The sequence below is a fragment of the Flavobacterium sp. LHD-80 genome (assembly GCF_030929605.1).
GTDB lineage: Bacteria > Bacteroidota > Bacteroidia > Flavobacteriales > Flavobacteriaceae > Flavobacterium.
This window is the reverse complement of the sequence record NZ_JAVFVS010000001.1, coordinates 539,104-561,412: the sequence shown is the minus strand read 5'-3', so window position 1 is coordinate 561,412 and position 22,309 is coordinate 539,104. Positions and strand designations below refer to the sequence as shown.

Genomic DNA, 22,309 nt, shown 5'->3' with positions numbered 1-22,309 from the left:
AGATAACCGTGTAGTTTGTCATTCCGAGGAACGAGGAATCTCCACGAGAAGCTCAACAAAGACTGGATTAACGGTGCGGAGTTACTTGCGAAGATTTCTCCTCCGTCGAAATGACAAACATGGCGTGCCAAACTTTGTGGGCCTTCGACTACGCTCAGCCTGACACAACGAAGAGATAATTAAAAATAAAAAACGAAAGCTACAAGCAAGCATAGGAAAAAGCCTAAAGCGTATTGCTTAAAGCCTAAAGCAATAAAATAATGAAATACTATAGTTTAAACCATAATGCCCCAAAAGTTTCTTTCAAAGAAGCCGTAATACAAGGATTAGCGAGTGACAAAGGATTATATTTCCCAGAAAACATTACCGCTTTAGATCCGTCATTTTTTGATAAAATCGAAAGTTTAAGCCACGAAGAAATTGCTTTTGAAGCAATCAAACAATTCGTTGGAGATGAAATACCAGCAGAAAAACTAAAAGAAATCATTGCCGAGACTTTGGTTTTTGATTTTCCGGTGGTGAAAGTCGAAGACGGAATCTATTCGTTAGAATTATTCCATGGCCCGACAATGGCATTTAAAGACGTTGGAGCGCGTTTTATGTCACGTTGTCTGGGTTATTTCAATAAAGACAAAAAAGACGCTAAAAACACTGTTTTAGTAGCTACTTCCGGAGATACAGGCGGTGCTGTTGCCAGCGGATTTCTAGGCGTTGACGGCGTTGATGTTGTCATTTTATATCCGTCAGGAAAAGTGAGTGATATTCAGGAAAAACAATTGACTACTTTAGGGCAAAACATTAAAGCACTTGAAGTGGATGGCGTTTTTGATGATTGCCAGGATATGGTGAAAAAAGCCTTTTTGGATGAAACTCTGGCGCATAAAAACCTGACTTCTGCAAACTCAATTAATATTGCGCGCTGGTTACCGCAAATGTTTTATTTCTTCTTTGCTTACAAAGCCTTGAAAAGCCAAAACAAACCTTTAGTTTTCTCTTGCCCAAGCGGCAACTTCGGAAATATCTGCGCCGGAATTATGGCAAAGAAATTAGGTTTGCCAATTGAACATTTCGTAGCGTCTACAAATGTAAACGACACGGTGCCAAGATTCTTAGAAAACGGAAAATACGACCCGAAACCTTCTAAAGCAACTATCTCTAACGCCATGGATGTTGGAAACCCAAGTAACTTTATCAGAATTCAGGAATTGTACAACAATGACTTAAAAGCTTTCGAAAAAGACTTCTCTTCTTATAGTTATACTGATGAAGAAACGCTTGAAGCGCTAAAGAAAATTTATAACACAGACGGTTATATCGCAGAACCGCACGGCGCTGTTGGTTATTTAGGTTTGAAAAAAGAATTGGAGAAACATAGCAACGCGATTGGTATTTTCTTAGAAACAGCGCATCCTATTAAATTCTTAGATGTTGTTGAACCTGCTTTAGGCATTACACTTCCTATTCCTGCTCAGATTGAGAGTGTTATTAATGAGGAGAAAGTTAGTGTGAAGATTGGGAGTTATGAGGAGTTGAAGAAATTTTTAGAGTAAAAAAATATTTTTTTATAAAATTTAAAAGGCCACGAATTATAGCAATTTGTTGGCTTTTTTTATTTTTAATTATTTAAAGAAATATAGAGTACAAAATTTTGATTAATATTACTTTAAATTTATTTCTTTTTAATTCATAATATTATAACTATATGAAAATAAAAATTACCCTCCTAATTTTAAACATTCTAGCATTTTTAGCTTCAATAATATGGCTTTATGTTGAACGGTCTCTTGAACCACTGATTAGCACATTAACTTTAGCAGGTACACTTTTAGTTTTATTTTTTAATACCGATGATAATAATGATACTAAAATCAAAATGAAACAAAAAGGCGGAAAAAATTCAAAAAACTATCAGGCAGGTGGTAATATAAATCTTTAATTATGTTTGGAAGAAAAAATTTAAAACAAGAAGGAGGAACGGATTCAACAAATCTACAAGGTCAAAATGTTGTTATAAATAATGGAATTAATTATTCAGATGCAAGGGAAATTGCTTTAGATGTTTTCAAATCCAATTTTTTAGAGTTATCACAATCAGCTTCATTAATTGCTAAGCAAAGAGCGGAAGAATTAGTTGACGAATTCTTGAAGAGAATTATGGAAAAAGATCCTGAAAAAATAAATAAAATACAAGATCCTGATATTCAGTACGCAATTTTTACTGCACAAAAAGAATACGCTAGAAGTGGTGAAAAAAATCTGGAAGAAATGCTTATAGATATTTTATTAAGAAGAGTTGATGAAAATTCTCAATCACTAAAAAAGATAGTTTTAAATGAGTCACTAGAAATTCTTCCAAAACTTACTAATGAACAATTAGACATTCTTACAATTGTTTTTTTAATTAACGAAACCCACAATTATGATATTGTAGATCGATTAACATTCAAAAATTATTTAGAAAATTATTTTTGCCCTTTTATAGATCAACTCACTAAAAACAACTCAGTTTACAAACATTTAGAATATACTGGTTGTTGTGGAAGTTTTGGAATACCTGACGATAATTTTTCAAACTTACTTCTAAATAAATACAAAGGAATTTTTTCTAATGGGTTTGAAAAGTCTGTATTTGAAGAAATAACAAAGTGTGATGAAGCTTATAATTCCATAATTATTAACTGTATAAACAATGCGTCCTTGTATCAATTTAATGCAATGAATGAAAGTATTTTGGAAAAAAAAACAAATGATATAAAAATGAATAACAACAATATACAGTCATTTAAGTCCTTATTTAATGATTCCACTATGAGTTGGCAACAAGCAAATAAATATTTGATTGAATTAGAACCGAAACTTGAAACTCTAATTAATCTTTGGAAAGAGTCATATATATGTACTATGAATGTTACTTCTGTCGGAATTATGCTTGCCGTTACAAATCTAAAAAGAAAGACAGGAATAGACATTAATGTAGATATTTGGATAAAATAGAATCCCCTGCTAGCGCGAGCGTCCCGCTCGTGAATATAAAGAAATTAAACCCAATCGAAACGTTTACGAGAGAGACGCTCGCGCTAGCAAGTGAGTTGAAAGTGTTTTTAGGTTAATAATCTTCATCCACAAAATAAAAAAAGCGAGTAAACAAATTAGTCGCTTTTTTTTATTTCACGCATTACGGCTTTCCGTATTAAAATATCAAAAATAAAATTGAATTTTACTCCCATAAAGATATTTTAATCTTTCAAGTAAAATTAACTAGCCCCAAAACCAAAATGAAGAAAATTACTTTTAGCGTATTATTTATTTGCATAACGATGTCCTTTTTTAGTTGTGTTAATGAAGAAATAGAAAAAGCCATTCCAGAAGCTGAAACCCCCGCTAGCGCGAGCGTCCCGCTCGTGAACACAAAGAAATTTAAAAACTAATTGTGTCTCGTCCTGAAATTCAAAACTAATTGAAACGTTCACGACCGAGATGCTCGCGCCAGCAAATAAGTAATTCAAATCCAATATAAAATTTCCGTCAATTTGGAAGGTCTGTAAATAAAAAAACAAAATGAATTTATCAAATCTAGTAAAATATTTCAGTTTCTTTTTAAATCCCAATAAGTCTAATAAGCCTAAAGGTATTTTAAAACTTGAAAAGATATATAATATAAAAATTGAAGAACATGCTGAAGGTCACATTCTCTCAACATCAAATGTAAATAAATACTTGTTAGACAATGATAAGAATGTTATTGGACTAAATTTAGGGAGAAATGCAATTACAGAAATTAAAGGTCTTGAAAATTTTCCTGAATTAATAAACTTGGTCTTATACGAAAATAAAATAAAGAAAATCGAGGGACTTGAAAAATTAATCAAACTCCGTTTTTTAAGTTTGGATAATAATCAAATAGAAAAAATCGAAGGGCTGGAACAAAATGATCATCTAAGCGAATTAGTTTTATATTCTAATAAAATAAGCAAAATTGAAAATCTTCAGCATTTAAAAAAATTGCAAATTTTATACTTATTTGGTAATCAAATTTCAAAAATTGAAAATCTTGGTCATTTAGTTCAGTTAAAAGAATTATACCTTAGCAGTAATAGCATCTCAAAAATCGAAGCCCTAAATAATTTAGTAAGATTAAAAGAACTATATCTGGATAAGAATCAAATCAAAAAAATAGAAGATTTGGATAATCTAGAAAGCCTAACAAAACTAGTTTTAAATGATAATCAAATTGAAAAAATTGAAGGCCTAGATAATTTACTTTCACTTTCAACACTAAATTTAGAGTCGAACAAAATTAAGTATATTGAAAATATCTCAAAATTAAAAAACCTGACAAAATTTGAAACGTATGGGAATTTAATTGAAAAATATGCTGAAATTTTAAACGAAAATGAAATTGGGAAGTATGTCATCCATAAAAAGGTTTATTTTCATTCGGGCGAATCATATGAAGTAGAAGAAGATAATTTAGGTCTAATAGTTGGGCGATTTGAGACATTGAATGAAGCCCTAATTAGCAAACATAGGGCTGATATCAAGTCGCTACAAAATCTAGCTGGAGCAAATATTGTTGACTTTATCATAGATCGAAATAATTACGATCAGTTGTATTCAGAACTGCAAAATTATTATCACACAGAGTTCAATATTGAAATAGAAAACAAATACTATTTCTATTTCCCAGAAAAAATTGATCCTAAGCAAGGAGAAAAACTTTTAGAAATATTATCTCTAAGTTTTCACGAAATTGTTGAATACCCAGAAAATGAAAAACTAGATATAGTTAAATTTAACGAAGAAAGAAATATTTCAAGTGAGTTCTAAATAATTAAGCGCTCGACCTGCTCAAATTAGATTTTAATTTTCTTTACGTTCACGAGCGAGACGCTCGCGGTAGCAACTTAAATTATTTCTTAGTTCCCAGCAAATACAAAATCTTCGCAGGTCCAGATTTTACTTTTCCAACTTCCCAATTAAAACTTGCTGCGTTATCTAATTTAGAAATCAACTCATTCATTTCTTCCACAGAATAAGTTCTTAAAGAAGAAACTACGCCATCCCATAAAACTAAAATCGGTACAATTGGGATTAGATAGGTAAAAACAATTCTACCAATCTTAAATGGCCTGATAAAAGGCGTCGTCAACAAAACAGAAATTGGGGAAAAAATCATGGCTATAATACTCGGAACACTTCGCTCCTGCCCTTCAAAAATAGCAATAGAACTATTGGTGTCGATTGCATTTTGCAGAATCTGTTGCGAGTCTTTGGGTTTAAAATGATGCAGCGATAAAAATTGCGTTCGAAGTCCTTTTAAGTTTTCAGGAACGTTTCTGGCATCAACAGACGTCTTTATGAACTCAAAATTATCCGCTTGTTTTTGAGTATGTTCGAAGGCAGGAATATTGGGAAAATAATCCGTCAGCAGAATTTTTAAATCGGGATTGGTTTTTCTTAATTCGGTATTGAGCCAAATTAGTCCGCCTCCTCCGCCAGAAGCGAGATCAATAATTTGATTGGTTTGGCTTTCTTTTAATCCTTTTTCTATTATTGGAACAATTCCTTTATACATGGCAGTTTTGTTCGAAAGAAACTGCAAAAAATCGGTCATGTAATTTCTAATAAATTCCGGAAGCCATTGTTGATCTTCAAATTCAAACAAATGTATTCTGCTCATACTTTCTTGATTTTGTGTTCTATACAAATTTCAAAAATTTTATTTGAATATTTGCTTGTAGCAAGTAAAAATCAATTGCCTCCAGCTTGAGCTGGAGGTTTGTATTTTGAGTAAGATTCGGCTTTAGCCAAAACATTATAGATTCGGCTAAAGCCATTTTTCAACTGTAATTTTATTCCCCCCGCTAAAGCTGGAGGCAATTAAAAAAAGAGCCTCCTTATTAAACACTTTCATAAAAAGATGTCATCCTTCTTTAAGTCTAAGAATCATCACTTATAATTTTTTTATATCTTTAAAAACTTTAATCAACAATCCCAAATTCAAAACATCAAAATAATAATACCCAAAAATTTTATGAAAAAAGCATTACTTTCATTTCTTATAGTTGGATTTTTTACTGCCTACGCTCAGGAATCAAAACCAGATTCAAAACCGAAAACACCTGCTGCAAAAGAAGAAAATTCACCTGCTAATCTTACTTTCAATCCAGATTCTCAAGTTGTCACCAATCATACAACCACAATAAAAGGTCAAAAAGTTGCATATAAAGCAACAGCAGGTACTATGCCTGTTTGGGATGAAGACGGAAAAGCAATTGCCGGATTATTCTATACCTACTATGAACGTTCTGATGTAAAAGATAGAGATTCTCGTCCTTTAGTGATTTCATTTAATGGTGGTCCTGGTTCTGCTTCGGTTTGGATGGAAATTGCTTATACAGGACCAAAATTGTTGAATATTGATGACGAAGGCTATCCTTTACAACCTTACGGAATAAAAGAAAACCCGTATTCTATCTTGGATATTGCTGATATTGTTTTTGTAAACCCTGTTAACACAGCGTATTCTAGACCAACAAGCAAAGAAATCCCAACTACAAAATTCTTTGGTGTAAATGCCGACATTAAATACCTAGCCGATTGGATCAATGGTTTTGTAACCCGCACTAATCGTTGGGCTTCGCCTAAATACTTGATAGGTGAAAGTTATGGTACAACTCGTGTTTCTGGATTAGCGCTTCAATTGCAAAACAATCAATGGATGTATCTTAATGGAGTGATTTTAGTATCGCCTACTGATTTAGGAATAACTCGCGGTGTTGTGTCTGATGCTGCGCTGAAATTGCCATATTTTGCAGCAACTGCCTGGTATCACAAAGCGCTTAGTCCTGATCTTCAAAATAAAGATCTAACTGATATGTTGCCCGAAGTTGAAGATTTTACTATAAATGAACTTCTTCCGGCATTATCAAAAGGAGGATTTTTGGAAGAACAAAAAAGAAAAGAAATGGCATCTAAAATAGCACGTTATTCTGGTATTTCAGAGAAAGTTATCCTTCAAAACAATTTAGATGTTCCTTATGATTATTTTTGGAAGGAACTATTAAGAGACAAAGGTTATACAGTAGGAAGACTTGATTCAAGATACAAAGGAATTGACCGCAAAGACGCTGGAGAAAGCGTTGATTTTAATGCCGAACTTACGTCTTGGTTGCATTCGTTTACACCTGCAATCAATATGTATGTACGTAATAATCTTAATTACAAAACCGACTTTAAATACAATATGTTTGGCCCTGTGCATCCGTGGGACAGATCTAATGATAAAACAGGTGAAAACTTAAGACAAGCCATGGCACAAAATCCGTATTTACATGTAATGGTACAATCAGGATATTATGATGGTGCTTGTGACTATTTTAATGCTAAATATGATTTATGGCAAATTGATCCGAGTGGAAAACTAATGGATAGAATGTCATGGAAAGGCTACAGAAGCGGTCATATGATGTATTTGAGAAAAGCTGACCTAGAAACTGCAAATGAAGACATAAGAACATTTATAAAGCAATCACTGCCTAAACCGAGTGAACCTGCAAAATATTAAATCTGATTTTTTTAACACATATAAATCAATTGCCTCCAGCTTTAGCTGGAGGTTTTGTTTTTAAGGATAAATCGGCTTTAGCCAAAAGCATAAAAAATTAGGCTGAAGCCATTTTCTAGCCTAACTTTGTCCCTACAGCTAAAGCTGTAGGCAATTGAAAACACTTATAAATAACATGATCACAAAAGCATTACTCGAAGATATTCCTGCATTAGTAACTTTAATAAATTCAGCTTATAGAGGTGAAACTTCAAAAAAAGGCTGGACAACCGAAGCGCATTTATTAGAAGGAAAAAGAACTGACGATGAGGAAATGACAGAAATTTTTCTTGATTCAAAAAATACGATTCTGAAATTTACTGAAAATGACAAAATTATCGGTTCGGTTTTATTGGTTGAAAAAGGAAATCAATTGTATTTAGGAATGTTGACGGTTTCTCCTGAACTTCAAAACAGTGGCATCGGAAAAAAGCTTTTGGCTGAAGCCGAAAATCATGCTAAATCTTTGAATTTGTCGAGTATTATTATGACGGTTATTTCGGTTCGTGAAGAACTTATTGCGTGGTACAAACGTCACGGTTATGTAGATACAGGCGAAAGAGAAGCTTTCCCGGAAAGTGGTATTCATGTTACGGTTTCTGAAGAGCCTTTGGAGTTTATATTTTTGGAAAAGAAGCTTTAAGAATTTAGAGAACAAATGAACATACAGCTTTTACCTAAAAAAAGTAGCAAAGCTTCCGTTTGGAGTGGTGGATTGACATATGAATATATGATTTATCCGAAAACAGCAAACTATGCTGATAGAGATTTTTTATTCAGAATAAGCAGTGCTACAATAGAACAAACTCCTTCAGAGTTTACCAAATTTAAAGGCTATCATCGATATTTGGTTATGCTTGATGATCGCTTAGATATCGAAATAAATAAAGAGAAAAGAACGTATGAGAAATATGAAATCATGGAATTTAATTCAGGTGATGACGTAGCTTCTTATACAAAAGGGATTGATTTTAATTGGATGGTTTCTGAAAAAATAAGCCACCACAAACTGATAATAACGAATAGTGAGCAACATTATAATGCTGAAATACTAATTTTATTTTCTTTACAGACAACAGTTATTAAAATTAATGAGAAGCCATACCATTTGGAACCTTATGATTTATTGGTAGTTGAAAATCAAGAAAAGGAAAATGTAATGATTCAATTTTCTAATGAATGTCTCGCTGGGATATTGGATTTTTAATTTTTTTTTGCCACGAAGGCACGAAGACACTAAGTTTCTTTTTACAATCTCACAAAGAAGTGGAGTTTTTTATCTCAAGCATTACCCTCAATCTTGTCATTTCGACGGAGGAGAAATCTCCGCAAGTAACTCCGCAACGAGAATCCAATCTTTGTAGAGCTTCTCGTGGAGATTTCTCCTCCGTCGAAATGACAAACTATATGAAAACTTTGTCTAAAAACTTTGCGACTCTGCGTCTTTGCGAGATTATTTTAAGCCAAACCTTAAATTATCTTATATAACTTATATGGTTTCAAAACAGTTTACAAAACAAGTTCTATAAACAAACGTTGAATCGTTTTCTCTAAATCCTGACACAAACCCGGATGAGGTCTCGACGTTTGTATCGCAGAACTTCTAATTGCGGTTAACCAGCGAAAACGTTCTGGAATCTCAAATGCAGCGATTGGACCGCCGTCTTTGGCTCCGTTTGTGATTTTTTCTAAAGAAGTTAAATTGCACTCTAATTGTTCGATATCAAAATCGTTAGAAAGTGTTTCTATTTTTTCTTTATTTAAATGAAAAAGGACTTTTATAAACTTGGCTTTTTTGCAAAACAAAATGATTCCGATATTCAGGAATTCTTCGCGCTCTACCCTTGGCACAACACGAATCACAGCATATTCGTATAAGTGATTATCTTGCATTTTGAGCCTGATTTACAAATATTTCTGAATTCTCTAATCTTGTCTTTAAAAACTGCAAATACACGTTTCGTAATGCTTCTGGCGTTTCATCGGCATCTTCCCATTGCAACCAGTCTAACGGAATCGTATTTACAATTTCTGCTAAAACTTCTGGAGTCAAAATTGCTTTAAATTCGGCATCGACTTCTTTTAAAAGTGAAGCTTGAGGTAATAAAACGTGATCTTTTATCAATGCAAACGGACTTTTAGCATGTTGTTCCCAATTGTTCCAAGAATGATGAAAATACAAACATGCGCCATGATCAATCAGCCATAATTCTTTATGCCAGATCAACATATTGGTGTTTTTGAAAGTTCTATCAACGTTTGTGATGTAAGCGTCAAGCCAAACAATTTGCGACGCTAATTTGGCATCGACAGTCGTAACAACAGGATCAAAAGTAATCGCGCCTGACAAAAAATGAAGCGCCAAATTTAATCCTTGACTTCCTTGCAATAAATCCTGAATTTCTTCATCCGCTTCGGTTCTTCCGAAAGCTTCGTCGAGATTGGCGAAAACTAATTCGGGAAGTTGAAGTTTTAAGGCTTTTGCTATATGTCCGCCAACTAATTCGGCTATAAGAGCTTTTACGCCGTGTCCGGCACCTCTAAATTTTAATACGTATTTAAAATCGTCATCGGCTTCTGCCAAAGCGGGTAAAGAACCGCCTTCGCGCAGTGGCGTAATGTATCGCATGACGTTTACCGTTCTGAGATCGAAGTTATTTTTCATATTACAAACTTACGATTTTTGATTTTAGATTTCAGAGGATAGATTTTAGATTTTTTTAACTGGGAAGATTTATTTTAACGCAAAGTTCGCGAAGGTTTACGCAAAGAACGCGAAGATTTGTTCACGCAGATTTTGCAGATCACGTAGATTAATTCTCATTTTATGTCATCCTGAGCGAAGTCGAAGGACCGCAAAGATATTCCACAAAGTTTAGTTACTTTGTCGAGCTACTTTCGCCCCTTCGACTTCGCTCAGGGTGACAACTCAATAAAATTATCTAATTATAAAATTGGCACATTTCCTAATTCAAGAAAAGCTTTTCCTAAATTCTCAATAATATCAGAGGCTATAAAACATTCATAACCTGTTTTAGGCAAAGCAATATCAGCGGTTAAACCGTGAAGAAAAACGCCAAGTTTTGCTGCGTATTTTGGTTCATAACCTTGAGCTAATAAGCTTGTTATAATTCCCGTTAAAACATCACCGCTTCCTGCTGTGGCAAGCGCTGCGTTTCCGGTTGTATTTTCGTAAATTTCATTTTTATTTATAATATGTGTCGGGGCGCCTTTCATCACAAAGATAACTTTATACTTTTCTGAAAAAGAGACTGTTTTTTGAAACTTCTCCGCTTCCGAATTCCATTTGCCTATTAAGCGTTCCAATTCTTTAGGATGAGGTGTCAAAATTGTGTTTTCGGGCACTAATTCTAACCAAGATAAATTTTCAGAAATGATGTTCAAAGCATCGGCATCGAGAACTAAAGGCGCTTTATTCACTCTCAAAAACTCAAATAAAGCTTTTTGGGTTCCGAGCTCCTTTCCTATTCCAGGTCCAAATCCGATTGCCTGCGGCACTAATGGTAAATGAATATTGGTAATGAAATTTGCATTTTCATCAGTGAGAACCATAACTTCGGGAATTGAAATTTGGAGTATTTGGTAACCGCATTTTGGTACAAAAGCAGTTACAAGTCCGCAACCAGATTTTAGACAGGATTTTGAAGCTAAAACGGCTGCTCCAATTTTACCATAACTTCCGCCAATAATCACTGCATGACCTTGAATTCCTTTATGCGTCTGCGGATTTACAGGTTTGTAGATTTTTAAAACTTCTTCTTTTGTGATTAAATATGGAGCTTTCATTTTCTATTTTTAATTCAAACGCTGATTTACAAAATACATTTTCATCATGCCTTTATTTTTAACTAGAATTTCACCGCGATAACTGCAATCAAAATTGTCTTTTATCAATTCAAATGTATTTTCAGAAACATTAATTTTCCCGGATTCCGAATTCGATTCCATTCTTGAGGCAATATTTACGGCATCTCCCCAAATATCGTAGGCAAACTTTTTAGTTCCTACAACTCCCGCAACAACAGGCCCCGAATTAATTCCGATTCTGATATTAAACCGAGTTCCGTTAAAATCAACATTTGATTTTGAGTCTTCAACAAATTTAAGCATTTCTAAAGCAGCACGAACCATTAAATTTGCATGATTATCAGACTTATACGGCAATCCGCCAGCGCACATATAAGAATCGCCAACGGTTTTTATTTTCTCTAAATCATATTTTTCGATAATCTGATCAAATTTTGAAAAATAATAATCCACGCTTTGTACCAGTATTTCTGGAGATAAATTTTCAGAATAACTTGTAAATCCCTCAAAATCGGTAAATAAAACCGTAACCGATTCGAATTTTTTAGCTTCAACTTTTCCGGTTTCTTTTAGTTCGGCAGCAGTTTCTTCGGGAAGAATATTAAGCAATAAAGAATTGGATCGATTTCTTTCGTTCGCGATAATTTTATTGGTTTTATGCACAAATTTATATCTTCGGTACAAACCAAAAGCCAGTAAAAGCACTAATATAAAAGAGATTATAGACGAAATGGCAATAATTTTCTGTGTCTTTTTTTGCTGATTTAGTAAGTTGACTTCGATTTGTTTTTGGGCAACTTCAGCATTCGTTCGAATGTCTGCCATTTTTTGAACCATTTCAATATTATTTACACTGTCTTTGTAAACAATATGGTTTTTATAATAATGTAGTGATTCCCTAAAATCACCTGATTTTTGATATAATTCTGAAAGTTTTAAATTTGAATTGCTCAGCTGTTCTTTTAATCCATATTTCTGCGCCAAACTCAAACTTTCTTCGGCATAACCTAAAGCTTTTTTCCAATTATTTCGTTTCAAATAAATGTCGGACATATACGTGAGATAATCGGAAATAGCGTAATAATCTTCTAATTTTTCCAGAATTGCGATCGCTTCATTTATATTTTTCATTGCCAAATCATCCTTTCCCTGCTCGGCATAAAGCATTCCGGTATTCCCTAAATTATAAGCTGTCCCAATTAAATAATTAGCCTTCTTAAAGAGAATACCGGACTCTTTATAATAGGCTAATGCATTTTCATACTTTTTACTTTTCGAATATTCTTCTCCAGCGTTCAATAAGGCAGTCGCTAATGAAATTGTATCGGTTGTTTTTCGTAAAATAGAAATTGCTTTGTTATAGTACATTTGGGCACTTAAAGTGTTGTCCATAACCGAATAAACATCGGCAATAGACATATTAGCAGAACCTTCGCCAGCGGGATAATCAGCTTGAACTGCAGCATCTTTACTTTTAAAATAGGCTTCGAGTGCCGTATTCAAATCGCCAAGAACTCGGTACTAATTTCCTTTTTGCAGATAACCGCGATGCAAATAGAGATAATTATTTTCTTTTTTTGAGAGGCTAATAAGTTCATTGGCATACTTTAAAGAAGTCTTGAGGTCACTGACTTCGTTAAAAGATAAATTCCGTAATAATTCAAGTTTGGCTTCGCCGGAAAGTGTATTTTCTTTATAGATTTTCTGTAAACTATCGGCTATTTTTTGGTTTTGAGCATGGCAAATAACCGATAAAAAGCAAATTGCAATTATCAAAAAACAAATTCTGGTAACTGAAATACTTTTTCTCAAAATGCTTAACTGTTAGCTCTTAATTTAGGATCGATTAGAAATTTTTTTACACTATTTTGGTAGTAAATACTGAAATTGATTTTGTAAATATTGTTTGTTTCGGCAATATCAGCTTGATCTTTAACTGTCGCCACTACTTTGCTGTTTTTTCCGCCAGAACCAGTGATCGTGATATCGTCATCAAGAAAATAAATATCAGTTGGATCATTTAAATCAAAATCATAAACGATGCTGTCAATTGCAATATCGTAGCCTGCATCTTTTGATTCACCAACCCATTCTACATTTTGAGCAATATATACATTGCTTAAAAAATCAACTATTTTTCCGGTATCGCTAATTCCGTCGTTATCATCAGAAAGTGTGCAATTGTCGTGAATATCATCCTGAGAAGGATTCGTCATGTGATAGAGTCTGCTGGCATCAACAGTCAAAACTATCTGTACATTTTTACCCATAATTCAATTCTTAAATGATTAAAATAATTTGTTTTTAGAGGCCACAAAATTAGTTTGTCATCAAAGATTAAATGGTTGATTTTTAAGGGGTAAAACTTTCAATTGTAACTCAAATTTAGTGATTTTTTTATTCCAACATTCATAAAATCAACAAGTTGCCGTTTAATCGGATTAAAGTATCGTTTCGTCGGATATTTAGTTAATAAAAGAAGTAAATTCTTTATATTTATAAATGTAATAATCTGTTTTTAAACACTTTACAAGTTTACTTCAACTAAAATTCAGCTAACATATAACGCTTATGAACGTAAACAAACACGCCATAGACTGGAAAGAAATTTTAAATTTTAAAAACATTGCTCTCAATATCATTGGAGTTGCGTTTATCACGCTAGCTTTAAAAGGTTTCATGCTTCCAAACAAGTTTTTAGACGGCGGCGTTATCGGAATTTCGATGCTTCTTCATGAAATTTTACATCTTCCGTTTGGTGCTTTAGTTCTCTTTTTAAATATTCCGTTTTTGTATATCGGAAAAAAAATCCTCGGCAATACTTTTGCTGTTCAAAGTCTGATTACGTTTGTTCTTATTGCTTTGAGCATCAATTTTGTACATATTGATGCCGTAACTTCAGACAAATTACTAATTGCTTTATTTGGAGGCTGTTTAATTGGTATTGGAATGGGATTTTGCATCCGAAGCGGGTCAACTGCAGATGGAATTGAAATTTTAGCTTTGCTTACCACGAGAAAAATTGGTTTAAATGTTTCAGAAGTCATCTTTGGGATAAACAGTTTATTGTTTCTTGCGGCGGCTTGGTATTTTGGCATTTCGACTGCGTTATATTCTATTGTCACTTATTTTTCGGCCGTAAAATCTTTAGATTATATCTCACAGGGAATTGAACAGTATATTTCATTACATATTATTTCGGCCAAAAGCGATGAAATAAAAGATTTGATTGTTCAAAAATTTAGAAAAGGCATCACGATTATTAAAGGCGAAAGAGGTTACTTGCCAGACAGTTTTCATGAAAAATGGGATTGCGATATTATTGTAACCATAGTAACACGTTTGGAATTACTGCGAATTAAAGAAGAAATCAGCCAGCTTGATCCACATGCTTTTATGTATATTCAATATATAAAAGATGCGAGCGGTGGTATTTTACGATTTAAGGCTAAGCATTAGTTTTTTGCCACGAATTTCACGAATTTTCACGAAATACTTGATTTGAAATTATTGGAGCTTTGTCAAAGTTTAAAACTTTGATAAGGCTAGCGGATAATAAGAATTAACACCTAAATATTGCGAAATTTATAATTTAGACTATCAAAATTCGATATTTTTTGAATAAATTTGCGACTCAATTTTATAAAACAACACAATGAAAAATACTGCGCTTACGCACATACATGAAGGTTTAGGAGCAAAAATGCTTCCTTTTGCTGGTTATAACATGCCTATTACTTATGAAGGAGTTAATGCTGAACACGAAACAGTCCGTAACAGCGTGGGCGTTTTTGACGTTTCGCATATGGGCGAATTTTTGTTAACGGGTCCAAATGCGTTGGCTTTGATTCAAAAAGTAACTTCGAATGATGCTTCGACTTTGACGATTGGAAGAGCGCAATATTCTTGTCTTCCAAATAACGAAGGCGGGATCGTAGATGATTTGATTATTTATAAAATGAAAGACGAAGAATATTTACTTGTTGTAAATGCTTCGAATATTGAAAAAGACTGGAACTGGATTTCTTCTCACAATGATTTAGGAGTTGAAATGAAAAACCTTTCTGATGATTATTCATTATTGGCTATTCAAGGGCCAAAAGCAGTTGAAGCAATGCAACCTTTATCTTCTATCGATTTATCAGCGATTGCTTATTACCATTTTGAAGTAGCTGATTTTGCTGGTTTTAATGACGTAATTATCTCTGCAACTGGTTATACAGGTTCTGGTGGATTTGAAATTTACTGCAAAAATGCTGATGCTGAAGCAATTTGGAACAAAGTTTTTGAAGCTGGTGAGGCATTCGGAATCAAACCAATCGGACTTGCAGCACGTGATACTTTACGTCTAGAAATGGGATTCTGTTTATACGGAAACGATATTAACGATACAACTTCTCCGCTTGAAGCTGGTTTAGGATGGATTACTAAATTCACTAAAGATTTTACTAATTCTGAAAGTTTGAAAAAACAAAAAGAAGCTGGTATTACAAGAAAATTAGTTGCTTTTGAAATGCAAGAACGTGCAGTGCCAAGACACGATTACGAAATTGTTGACGGATCTGGAGCTGTAATTGGGATTGTAACTTCTGGTACAATGTCACCTTCTATGAATAAAGGAATTGGTTTAGGATATGTTACAGTTGCAAACAGCGCTGTTGAAAGTGATATTTTTATCAGAATCAGAAAAAATGATGTTCCTGCAAAAGTGGTAAAATTGCCTTTTTACAAGAAATAATTTATAATAAGTTTTAAAGTCGAAAGTCAAAAGTCTAAAAGTTTTGTGTTTTACACCTTTATGACTTTCAACTTTCGACTTAAAGAAAACCCTAAAAATGCATTACAATCTTAAAAGTTGTAATGCATTTTTTTTATTTGATGTCATTCATAGATAAAATCTTTTAGTTGTCGATTTTCTGCAGAAATTACTGTCTTTTATAAAAAAAATACCGTAATTTTAGTGTAACTGATGATTTACAGATTTATGAAAAACCTATTATTAGTACTTCTGCTTACTTCAACTGTTCTATTTGGTCAAAATAGCGCTCAAACATGTCAAATCTTAAATAAGATTAATGCGCTTGTTCAAACCGAACATATTCGACCAAAGCCAATAAATGATAGTTTATCAATTTTTGTTTTCGATAATTTAATCAACGAATTAGACCCTTCTCGAAATCTCTTTTTTAAAAGTGAATATGACGAAATGGCTAAAAAATACCGTCTAAATCTCGATAATTTGATTTTGAGCAATGACTGCAGTTTTTTAGATGATATTACTTCAAAATACAAAACAGGACTTTTGAGAACAAAAGCTGTTTTGGAAAAAATTCAAGCCGGAAAAATTGATTATACAATTAAAGACACGATTCGATTTTACAAAAAAGCATTTCCTTTTTATCTAAAAAAAGAAGATCTGGAGAAAGTCTGGCTTAAAAAACTGCGTTACCAGATTTTAGATGAAATAGCCGAAACTAGTGACAATCTAGATTCAATCAAAGCAAATTTCGCTTCAATTGAAGCCGCTTCGAGACGTATGATTTTGTCTAATGAAATTTGCCGAATCAGCACACTGCTAGAAACTAAAATCAAACAGGAAGAAAATCTTTATAACTATTTCTGCACGTATTTTGATCCGCATACTGCCTATTTCAGTGATGATTCTAAAACAAGTTTTGTGGCTTCATTATCTAAAGAACATCTTTCCTTAGGTATGAGCGTTAATCTGAATGAGAAAAACGAAATAATCATTGCCGAAATTGACCCAAATGGCCCTGCTTATCAAACCGGACTTATTAAAAAAGGAGACCAAATTATTTCGATATCCAATCAAAAAGAAACCCTGAAAGTTTCCTGTTCTTCATTAGAATCGATTTCGACTATGATTTTGTCTGAATCCAATAAAAGCATAACGCTTACGCTGAAGCGAAATTCAGGAAAAAGCTTTGATGTTTATATTGAAAAGCAAGTCATGAAAGATGAAGATAATTCAGTTTACAGCTTTATTATTGGGAAAGACAGTAAAATTGGCTACATCAAAATCCCGAGTTTTTATGCTGATTTAGATGAAAACAACCGAAAAGGCTGCGCCGATGATGTTGCTCGAGAAATATTGAAACTAGAAAGAGACAATATAAAAGGATTGGTTATCGATTTGATTGACAACGGTGGCGGTTCTATGGAAGAAGCCATAAAATTAGCCGGAATGTTTATTGATTATGGCCCAATTTCGATTGTAATTGACAACAAAAAAGAGAAATCGGTGATTAATGATCCGTACAAAGGATTAATTTATAAAGGACCAATTGTAGTGCTTGTAAACAGCAATACAGCCTCGGCAAGTGAATTTTTTGCTTCGATAATGCAAGATTATAATCGCGCCCTTTTAATGGGAAGCACCACACTTGGAAAAGCAACTATGCAGACCATTCTTTCGCTTGACGAAGAAAAAAATACTGATTTCTTGAAAATTACGATTAATAAATTTTACCGAGTTACCGGCAAAAGCCATCAATATGTGGGCGTTACACCAGATGTGGTACTCCCAGAATTTTATGAAGATGTTTATCAAAAAGAAAGTGATTTCCCTACTGCCATCAAAAATGACAGTATCGAACCATTTTTAAAATACAAACCTTATACAAAAAGAGCACTAATTAATCAATTAGCTAAAAACTCTTCTTCAAGGCTGGCCGATAATTACTATTTTAATGACATCAAAAAAATCAATCAAAAAATAGACAATATTGTAAACACACCAAAAGCAGAACTTCCGATGACTTTAGATGCTGTTTTCAAACAAAAAAAACTAGTCAATTCGCTTTGGAAAGAAATCAATACTTTCAATGACGAAAATAATCCGCTGGATGTTTACAACTCAACTGTAAATCAATTTTTGCTTGGCGTTTATCCAAACGACAAAACAGCAAATCAATACCAAATTGATAATTTAAAAACGAATCCCTACTTGAATGAAGCTGTGAATGTGATCAATGAATTTAATGGCTCAAAGTAGGATTTTTGGTTTCAAGTTTGAAGTTTCAGGTTTCAGGTTTAACCGCAAAGGGCGCTAAGGTTTACGCGAAGTTCGCTAAGGTTTCACACAAAGCTTTGCGAACTTTGCGTTTATAAACATAACTTAGATAAAAAACTTAGCGTGCTTTGAGGTTAAATCAACGCAAGCCATTCAACTTGAAACTTGAAGCTTAAAACAATACAAAAAAAGAACTGCATTGTTTTTGGAAAAATAAGGAATAACCGTATTTTTGCATCACAAAACTAAAAATTAGAAATGGGAAGAGCGTTCGAATTTAGAAAAGGAAGAAAAATGAAACGTTGGTCAGCGATGGCCAAAACATTTACCAGAATTGGTAAAGATATCGTTATGGCTGTTAAAGAAGGCGGACCAAACCCAGATGCCAATTCTAGATTAAGAGCTGTAATACAAAATGCGAAAGCGGCCAACATGCCAAAAGACAATGTGGAGCGCGCAATTAAAAACGCAAGCAATAAAGATACTGCCAACTATAAAGAAATTTTATTTGAAGGATATGCACCTCACGGAATTGCAATCTTGATTGAAACTGCTTCTGACAATAATAACAGAACGGTTGCAAACATTAGAAGTTACTTTAATAAATGTAACGGAACAATGGGAACTCAAGGTTCTGTTGAATTCATGTTTGATCATACTTGCAACTTCAGAATTGCTAATAATGGTCTTGATGCTGAGGAACTAGAATTAGAATTAATTGATTTTGGTGCTGAAGAAGTTTTTGAAGACGAAGACGGAATTTTAATTTATGCTCCTTTTGGAAGCTTTGGTGCTTTACAAAAAGAATTAGAAAACAGAGGTCTTGAAATTTTATCTTCTGGTTTTGAGCGTATTCCTCAAATAACAAAAGAATTAACTGAAGCTCAAATCGCTGACGTTGAAAAATTAATCGAGAAAATCGAAGAAGATGATGACGTTATGAACGTTTATCATACAATGAAAGAAGAATAGTTTTTTTTTCAAAATTATATCAAAAAGCTCTAGATTTTTCTAGGGCTTTTTTGTTTGTAATGATTTTAAACTAGTACCAAATATTTGAAAAATCATATTTACCATTATATTTGCAAAACCTCAAACAAAACTTAAAATTGAATATGCAAACATCAAAATACACAAGAATAGCTGTAATAGTACTAGTGCTTTTGTTTTTAGTATTAAGCGTAATTAGTTGCAGTACTCACGTTCATACAAACGAACCAGCACCAACAACTAAAAAAGTGCCGCCGGGACAGGGTAAAAAAATGTCAGGAAGCAAAAGTGCAAAAGCATATGCACCAGGACAACAAAAGAAAAACTAAAAAAAAGCCCTCTGAAAATTATCAGAGGGCTTTTTTGATTCAGAAAAATCAAATTATTTTTTTGCTGGTGTTTTGGTTATTTTCAACAAATAAGTTCCTTCTGGCAGATCTCCAATATTTGAAGCATTGCCCGTTATTTTTCTTCCTTGGGAAAAAACCTCAATAGTTTTAGACTCGCCATTGCTTTCTGCAGAATTTTCTGCTACAGGAGCTGTTTTTGCTGAAGCTACAGTTTTTGTAGTTGGAGACGCAACAACCTTTTTTGCCGAAGTTGTAGCCACCGCCACAGTAGCAGGTTTAGAACTATTATAAGAATCCATCACCTGTTCATCTGTCATTGCTACATTATATATTTTAAGATCGTCTATATCAGCATTAATAACAGTTGTTGTATTGATTTGACCTAATCTCAAAATATATCCTTTTGTTGCACGAGTAATTCCTGTTGCTGATTTCAACAATTCTCCATTACGATATAATTTAGACGTATTGCCATCATAAGTAATGTTATATTGGTACCAAACTTCTTTTTGAAGCGGAGTCGAAACAATAACATTATTTGTATCACCCCAGCCAACCAAACTCAAATCTGAATTTCCTGAGATTGCAGGTTGTTGCAATAAACCAAAAAATTGAGAATTTACAGCTGCTCCATACCCAAGAATATAATTTGCCGCCGCGACATTATTAAATTTTACCCAAAAAGAAATGGATCTTGGTTTGTTTTCTTGCGGAAGTTCCCCTACTACGCCTTGCAGTACTTTATTTGTGATTCGCTGTGCTGCTTTGGCTGTCCCCATTCTGTCATTTACAAAATTAGAAGCTCCTAATAAGGTTATAGTACCGTCAGTACTGCTTAAAGTTCCGTTGAAAGTGAATTCCTGAACTGGATTTTGGGCATTAGAATTTAAAAAAGCTACAAACATTAAAGTAAGTAATAGTTTCTTCATAAATAGGATTTAGGGTATTTAAAAAATGTATAAATAGTAATATATGTGATTAAATGATTTAAAAATGATCAGTAAAAAAACTAAACAGACAATTTCATTTTTTTTGTTAAAACTATAAATTTAATTCAAAGTTACCAAACACCAACAGCTCATTAGTACGTTATTCTTATTAAAACAATGAATAATCAAAAAACATTGAAATTTTAGTATGACATTTGTAAAGACATCTTTACAAAAAAAACCTTCTGATTTTCAAAAGGTTTTTTTCCACTATCCAAAATAAATGCTCACTAAACAACATGATAAAAAAAATAAAAAACTAACTAACTATTTCTATTAACCAAATTTTTGAATCTTACTTCGACGTTATTTTTTTTGAAGGAGCACTTGTTATTTTCAATAAATATGTTCCTTCAGGCAAATCACTTATATTCATTGAATTATCTCCAATTATTTTTTGCCCTTGTGAGTATACCTCAACATTTTTATCTCCTGCATTTATATCTTTGTTCGAAATAATTGCTGTTGATGGCGTTGCCTTAACCGCAACTTTACTTTTTCCGGTTGCCGTTTTAACTGCTGTAGCTTTAGTAGCAGGCGCCACATTGGCAACAACTGCAATTACAGGTTTTGATTCTTCATAAAATTCTGTAACCTGTTCATCTGTCAGTGCAACATTAAAAATCTTCAAATCATCAATATCAGCATTGATACCAACAGTAGTATTTATTTCACCCAATCTAAAAATATTGCCTTTTGTAGCACGTGTGATACCGCTTAAAGATTTGATAAATACTCCGTCACGATAAATTTTAGAAATTTTTCCGTCGTACGTTATAGTGTAGTTATACCATTTGTCTTTACTCAAGGGAACTGAAACTATAACATCGTTGCTTGCTCCCCAGCCTGCCAAACTCAAATCAGAATTTGAAGAAGCTGTACCTTGTTGCAGCAAGCCATAATATTGTGCATTATATGCTGTTCCGTAACCCAAAATATAATTTGCTTTCGAAATATCGTTCAGTTTTACCCAAACACTAATTGATCGCGCAGCATTGTTTTGAGGAAGATCGTCAATTACAGCTTCAAGCGCTTTATTATTTAAACGCTGCGCACCGCTTGGATTTCCCATACGATCCGGAACAAAGTTATTTGTCCCCATGAAGGTAATTGTATTTTGTGTATTGTTTAAAGTTCCGTTGAAGTTAAACTCCTGAATAGGATTCTGCGCAGTAGCATTCAAATAACTTACAAACATTAAAGAGAGTAGTAATTTTTTCATAGCGATAGATTTAGGGTTATTAAAAAACATTGTGTCATTTTAACACTGCTAAACTATATTTTTATGCTTCTCAGCGAAAATTTTTTCGATAACTAACCTAAATAATCGTTTAAATAACCAAAATTGATGATTTTTAACGATCAATTATATTTTTTTATACTTTCATTAATATTATTAAAATAATAGTATTACTTCAATCAAACTCAAACTTTCTTACGTATAAATACGGTATTTATAATTATTTGACAATTATCACAAATGCTGTTTTTGTGCTTTTTTACATCTTTTTAA

Annotated in this window: 21 protein-coding genes; 12 read left to right on the top strand and 9 right to left on the bottom strand. The window is 33.1% G+C overall.

The window, feature by feature from the left end; translation table 11 throughout:
• Positions 1–260 precede the first annotated feature (260 nt).
• The 4 genes from thrC to RB619_RS02415 all read left to right on the top strand — a co-directional run bounded on the left by thrC (position 261) and on the right by RB619_RS02415 (position 4,827).
• Entirely contained in the window at positions 261–1,550 is a 1,290-nt protein-coding gene (thrC, locus tag RB619_RS02430) for a threonine synthase (RefSeq protein WP_308093701.1), read from the top strand.
• A gap of 152 nt (positions 1,551–1,702) precedes the next feature.
• The gene (locus RB619_RS02425; protein ID WP_308093700.1) at positions 1,703–1,936 is read left to right on the top strand and encodes a hypothetical protein; all 234 of its coding nucleotides are present in this window, start codon (positions 1,703–1,705) and stop codon (positions 1,934–1,936) included.
• Between the two features lie 2 nt (positions 1,937–1,938).
• Entirely contained in the window at positions 1,939–2,994 is a 1,056-nt protein-coding gene (locus RB619_RS02420) for an LPO_1073/Vpar_1526 family protein (protein ID WP_308093698.1), read from the top strand.
• Positions 2,995–3,558: 564 nt separating this feature from the next.
• The gene (locus RB619_RS02415; protein ID WP_308093696.1) at positions 3,559–4,827 is read left to right on the top strand and encodes a leucine-rich repeat protein; all 1,269 of its coding nucleotides are present in this window, start codon (positions 3,559–3,561) and stop codon (positions 4,825–4,827) included.
• 82 nt (positions 4,828–4,909) lie between these two features.
• Here RB619_RS02415 and RB619_RS02410 read toward each other — a convergent pair whose 3' ends face one another.
• Positions 4,910–5,680, bottom strand: coding sequence for a hypothetical protein (locus tag RB619_RS02410; protein ID WP_308093694.1), 771 nt, complete (start codon positions 5,678–5,680; stop codon positions 4,910–4,912).
• A 354-nt stretch (positions 5,681–6,034) separates the two neighbouring features.
• Here RB619_RS02410 and RB619_RS02405 point away from each other — a divergent pair, with 354 nt between their 5' ends.
• From RB619_RS02405 to RB619_RS02395, 3 genes are all read left to right on the top strand, one after another.
• Positions 6,035–7,567 (top strand): carboxypeptidase, encoded by a 1,533-nt coding sequence (locus RB619_RS02405; RefSeq protein ID WP_308093692.1) that lies wholly within the window; start codon positions 6,035–6,037, stop codon positions 7,565–7,567.
• A gap of 154 nt (positions 7,568–7,721) precedes the next feature.
• Positions 7,722–8,249, top strand: coding sequence for a GNAT family N-acetyltransferase (locus RB619_RS02400; RefSeq protein WP_308093690.1), 528 nt, complete (start codon positions 7,722–7,724; stop codon positions 8,247–8,249).
• 15 nt (positions 8,250–8,264) lie between these two features.
• Positions 8,265–8,813, top strand: coding sequence for a HutD family protein (locus tag RB619_RS02395; RefSeq protein ID WP_308093688.1), 549 nt, complete (start codon positions 8,265–8,267; stop codon positions 8,811–8,813).
• 302 nt (positions 8,814–9,115) lie between these two features.
• On the opposite strand, the gene RB619_RS02390 is transcribed toward RB619_RS02395, so the two are convergent.
• From RB619_RS02390 to RB619_RS02365, 6 genes are all read right to left on the bottom strand, one after another.
• Entirely contained in the window at positions 9,116–9,499 is a 384-nt protein-coding gene (locus tag RB619_RS02390) for a DUF3037 domain-containing protein (RefSeq protein ID WP_308093686.1), read from the bottom strand.
• Positions 9,489–10,271 carry a HipA family kinase gene (locus RB619_RS02385; RefSeq protein ID WP_308093683.1) on the bottom strand — a complete coding sequence of 261 codons (783 nt, stop codon included), beginning with the start codon at positions 10,269–10,271 and terminating at the stop codon, positions 9,489–9,491. Before RB619_RS02385 ends, RB619_RS02390 begins: the two co-directional genes overlap by 11 nt.
• A gap of 281 nt (positions 10,272–10,552) precedes the next feature.
• Positions 10,553–11,413: an NAD(P)H-hydrate dehydratase gene (locus RB619_RS02380; protein WP_308093681.1), complete on the bottom strand. Its 861-nt coding sequence runs from the start codon at positions 11,411–11,413 to the stop codon at positions 10,553–10,555.
• A 9-nt stretch (positions 11,414–11,422) separates the two neighbouring features.
• On the bottom strand, positions 11,423–12,937 hold the full coding sequence (locus RB619_RS02375) for an adenylate/guanylate cyclase domain-containing protein (protein ID WP_308093679.1): 1,515 nt from the start codon (positions 12,935–12,937) through the stop codon (positions 11,423–11,425).
• A gap of 18 nt (positions 12,938–12,955) precedes the next feature.
• Entirely contained in the window at positions 12,956–13,210 is a 255-nt protein-coding gene (locus tag RB619_RS02370; RefSeq protein WP_308093677.1) for a hypothetical protein, read from the bottom strand.
• Positions 13,211–13,251: 41 nt separating this feature from the next.
• Entirely contained in the window at positions 13,252–13,704 is a 453-nt protein-coding gene (locus tag RB619_RS02365) for a hypothetical protein (protein WP_308093675.1), read from the bottom strand.
• Between the two features lie 301 nt (positions 13,705–14,005).
• Between RB619_RS02365 and RB619_RS02360 the strand changes: the two genes are divergently transcribed.
• From RB619_RS02360 to RB619_RS02340, 5 genes are all read left to right on the top strand, one after another.
• Complete coding sequence (locus RB619_RS02360) at positions 14,006–14,893, top strand: YitT family protein (RefSeq protein WP_308093673.1); 888 nt, start codon at positions 14,006–14,008, stop codon at positions 14,891–14,893.
• A gap of 196 nt (positions 14,894–15,089) precedes the next feature.
• Positions 15,090–16,172: a glycine cleavage system aminomethyltransferase GcvT gene (gene gcvT / locus RB619_RS02355; RefSeq protein WP_308093671.1), complete on the top strand. Its 1,083-nt coding sequence runs from the start codon at positions 15,090–15,092 to the stop codon at positions 16,170–16,172.
• A gap of 246 nt (positions 16,173–16,418) precedes the next feature.
• A complete protein-coding gene (locus RB619_RS02350; protein WP_308093669.1) occupies positions 16,419–18,449 on the top strand; it encodes a S41 family peptidase in 2,031 nt (676 codons plus the stop codon).
• Positions 18,450–18,725: 276 nt separating this feature from the next.
• Positions 18,726–19,439: a YebC/PmpR family DNA-binding transcriptional regulator gene (locus RB619_RS02345; protein WP_026729302.1), complete on the top strand. Its 714-nt coding sequence runs from the start codon at positions 18,726–18,728 to the stop codon at positions 19,437–19,439.
• Between the two features lie 143 nt (positions 19,440–19,582).
• The gene (locus tag RB619_RS02340; RefSeq protein ID WP_308093661.1) at positions 19,583–19,786 is read left to right on the top strand and encodes a hypothetical protein; all 204 of its coding nucleotides are present in this window, start codon (positions 19,583–19,585) and stop codon (positions 19,784–19,786) included.
• Positions 19,787–19,839: 53 nt separating this feature from the next.
• Here the strand turns inward: RB619_RS02340 and RB619_RS02335 are convergent, their stop codons facing one another.
• Positions 19,840–20,736 (bottom strand): LamG domain-containing protein, encoded by an 897-nt coding sequence (locus RB619_RS02335; RefSeq protein WP_308093659.1) that lies wholly within the window; start codon positions 20,734–20,736, stop codon positions 19,840–19,842.
• Positions 20,737–21,091: 355 nt separating this feature from the next.
• Positions 21,092–22,018, bottom strand: a complete 927-nt coding sequence (locus RB619_RS02330; RefSeq protein ID WP_308093658.1) for a LamG domain-containing protein — start codon at positions 22,016–22,018, stop codon at positions 21,092–21,094.
• Positions 22,019–22,309: the final 291 nt, after the last annotated feature.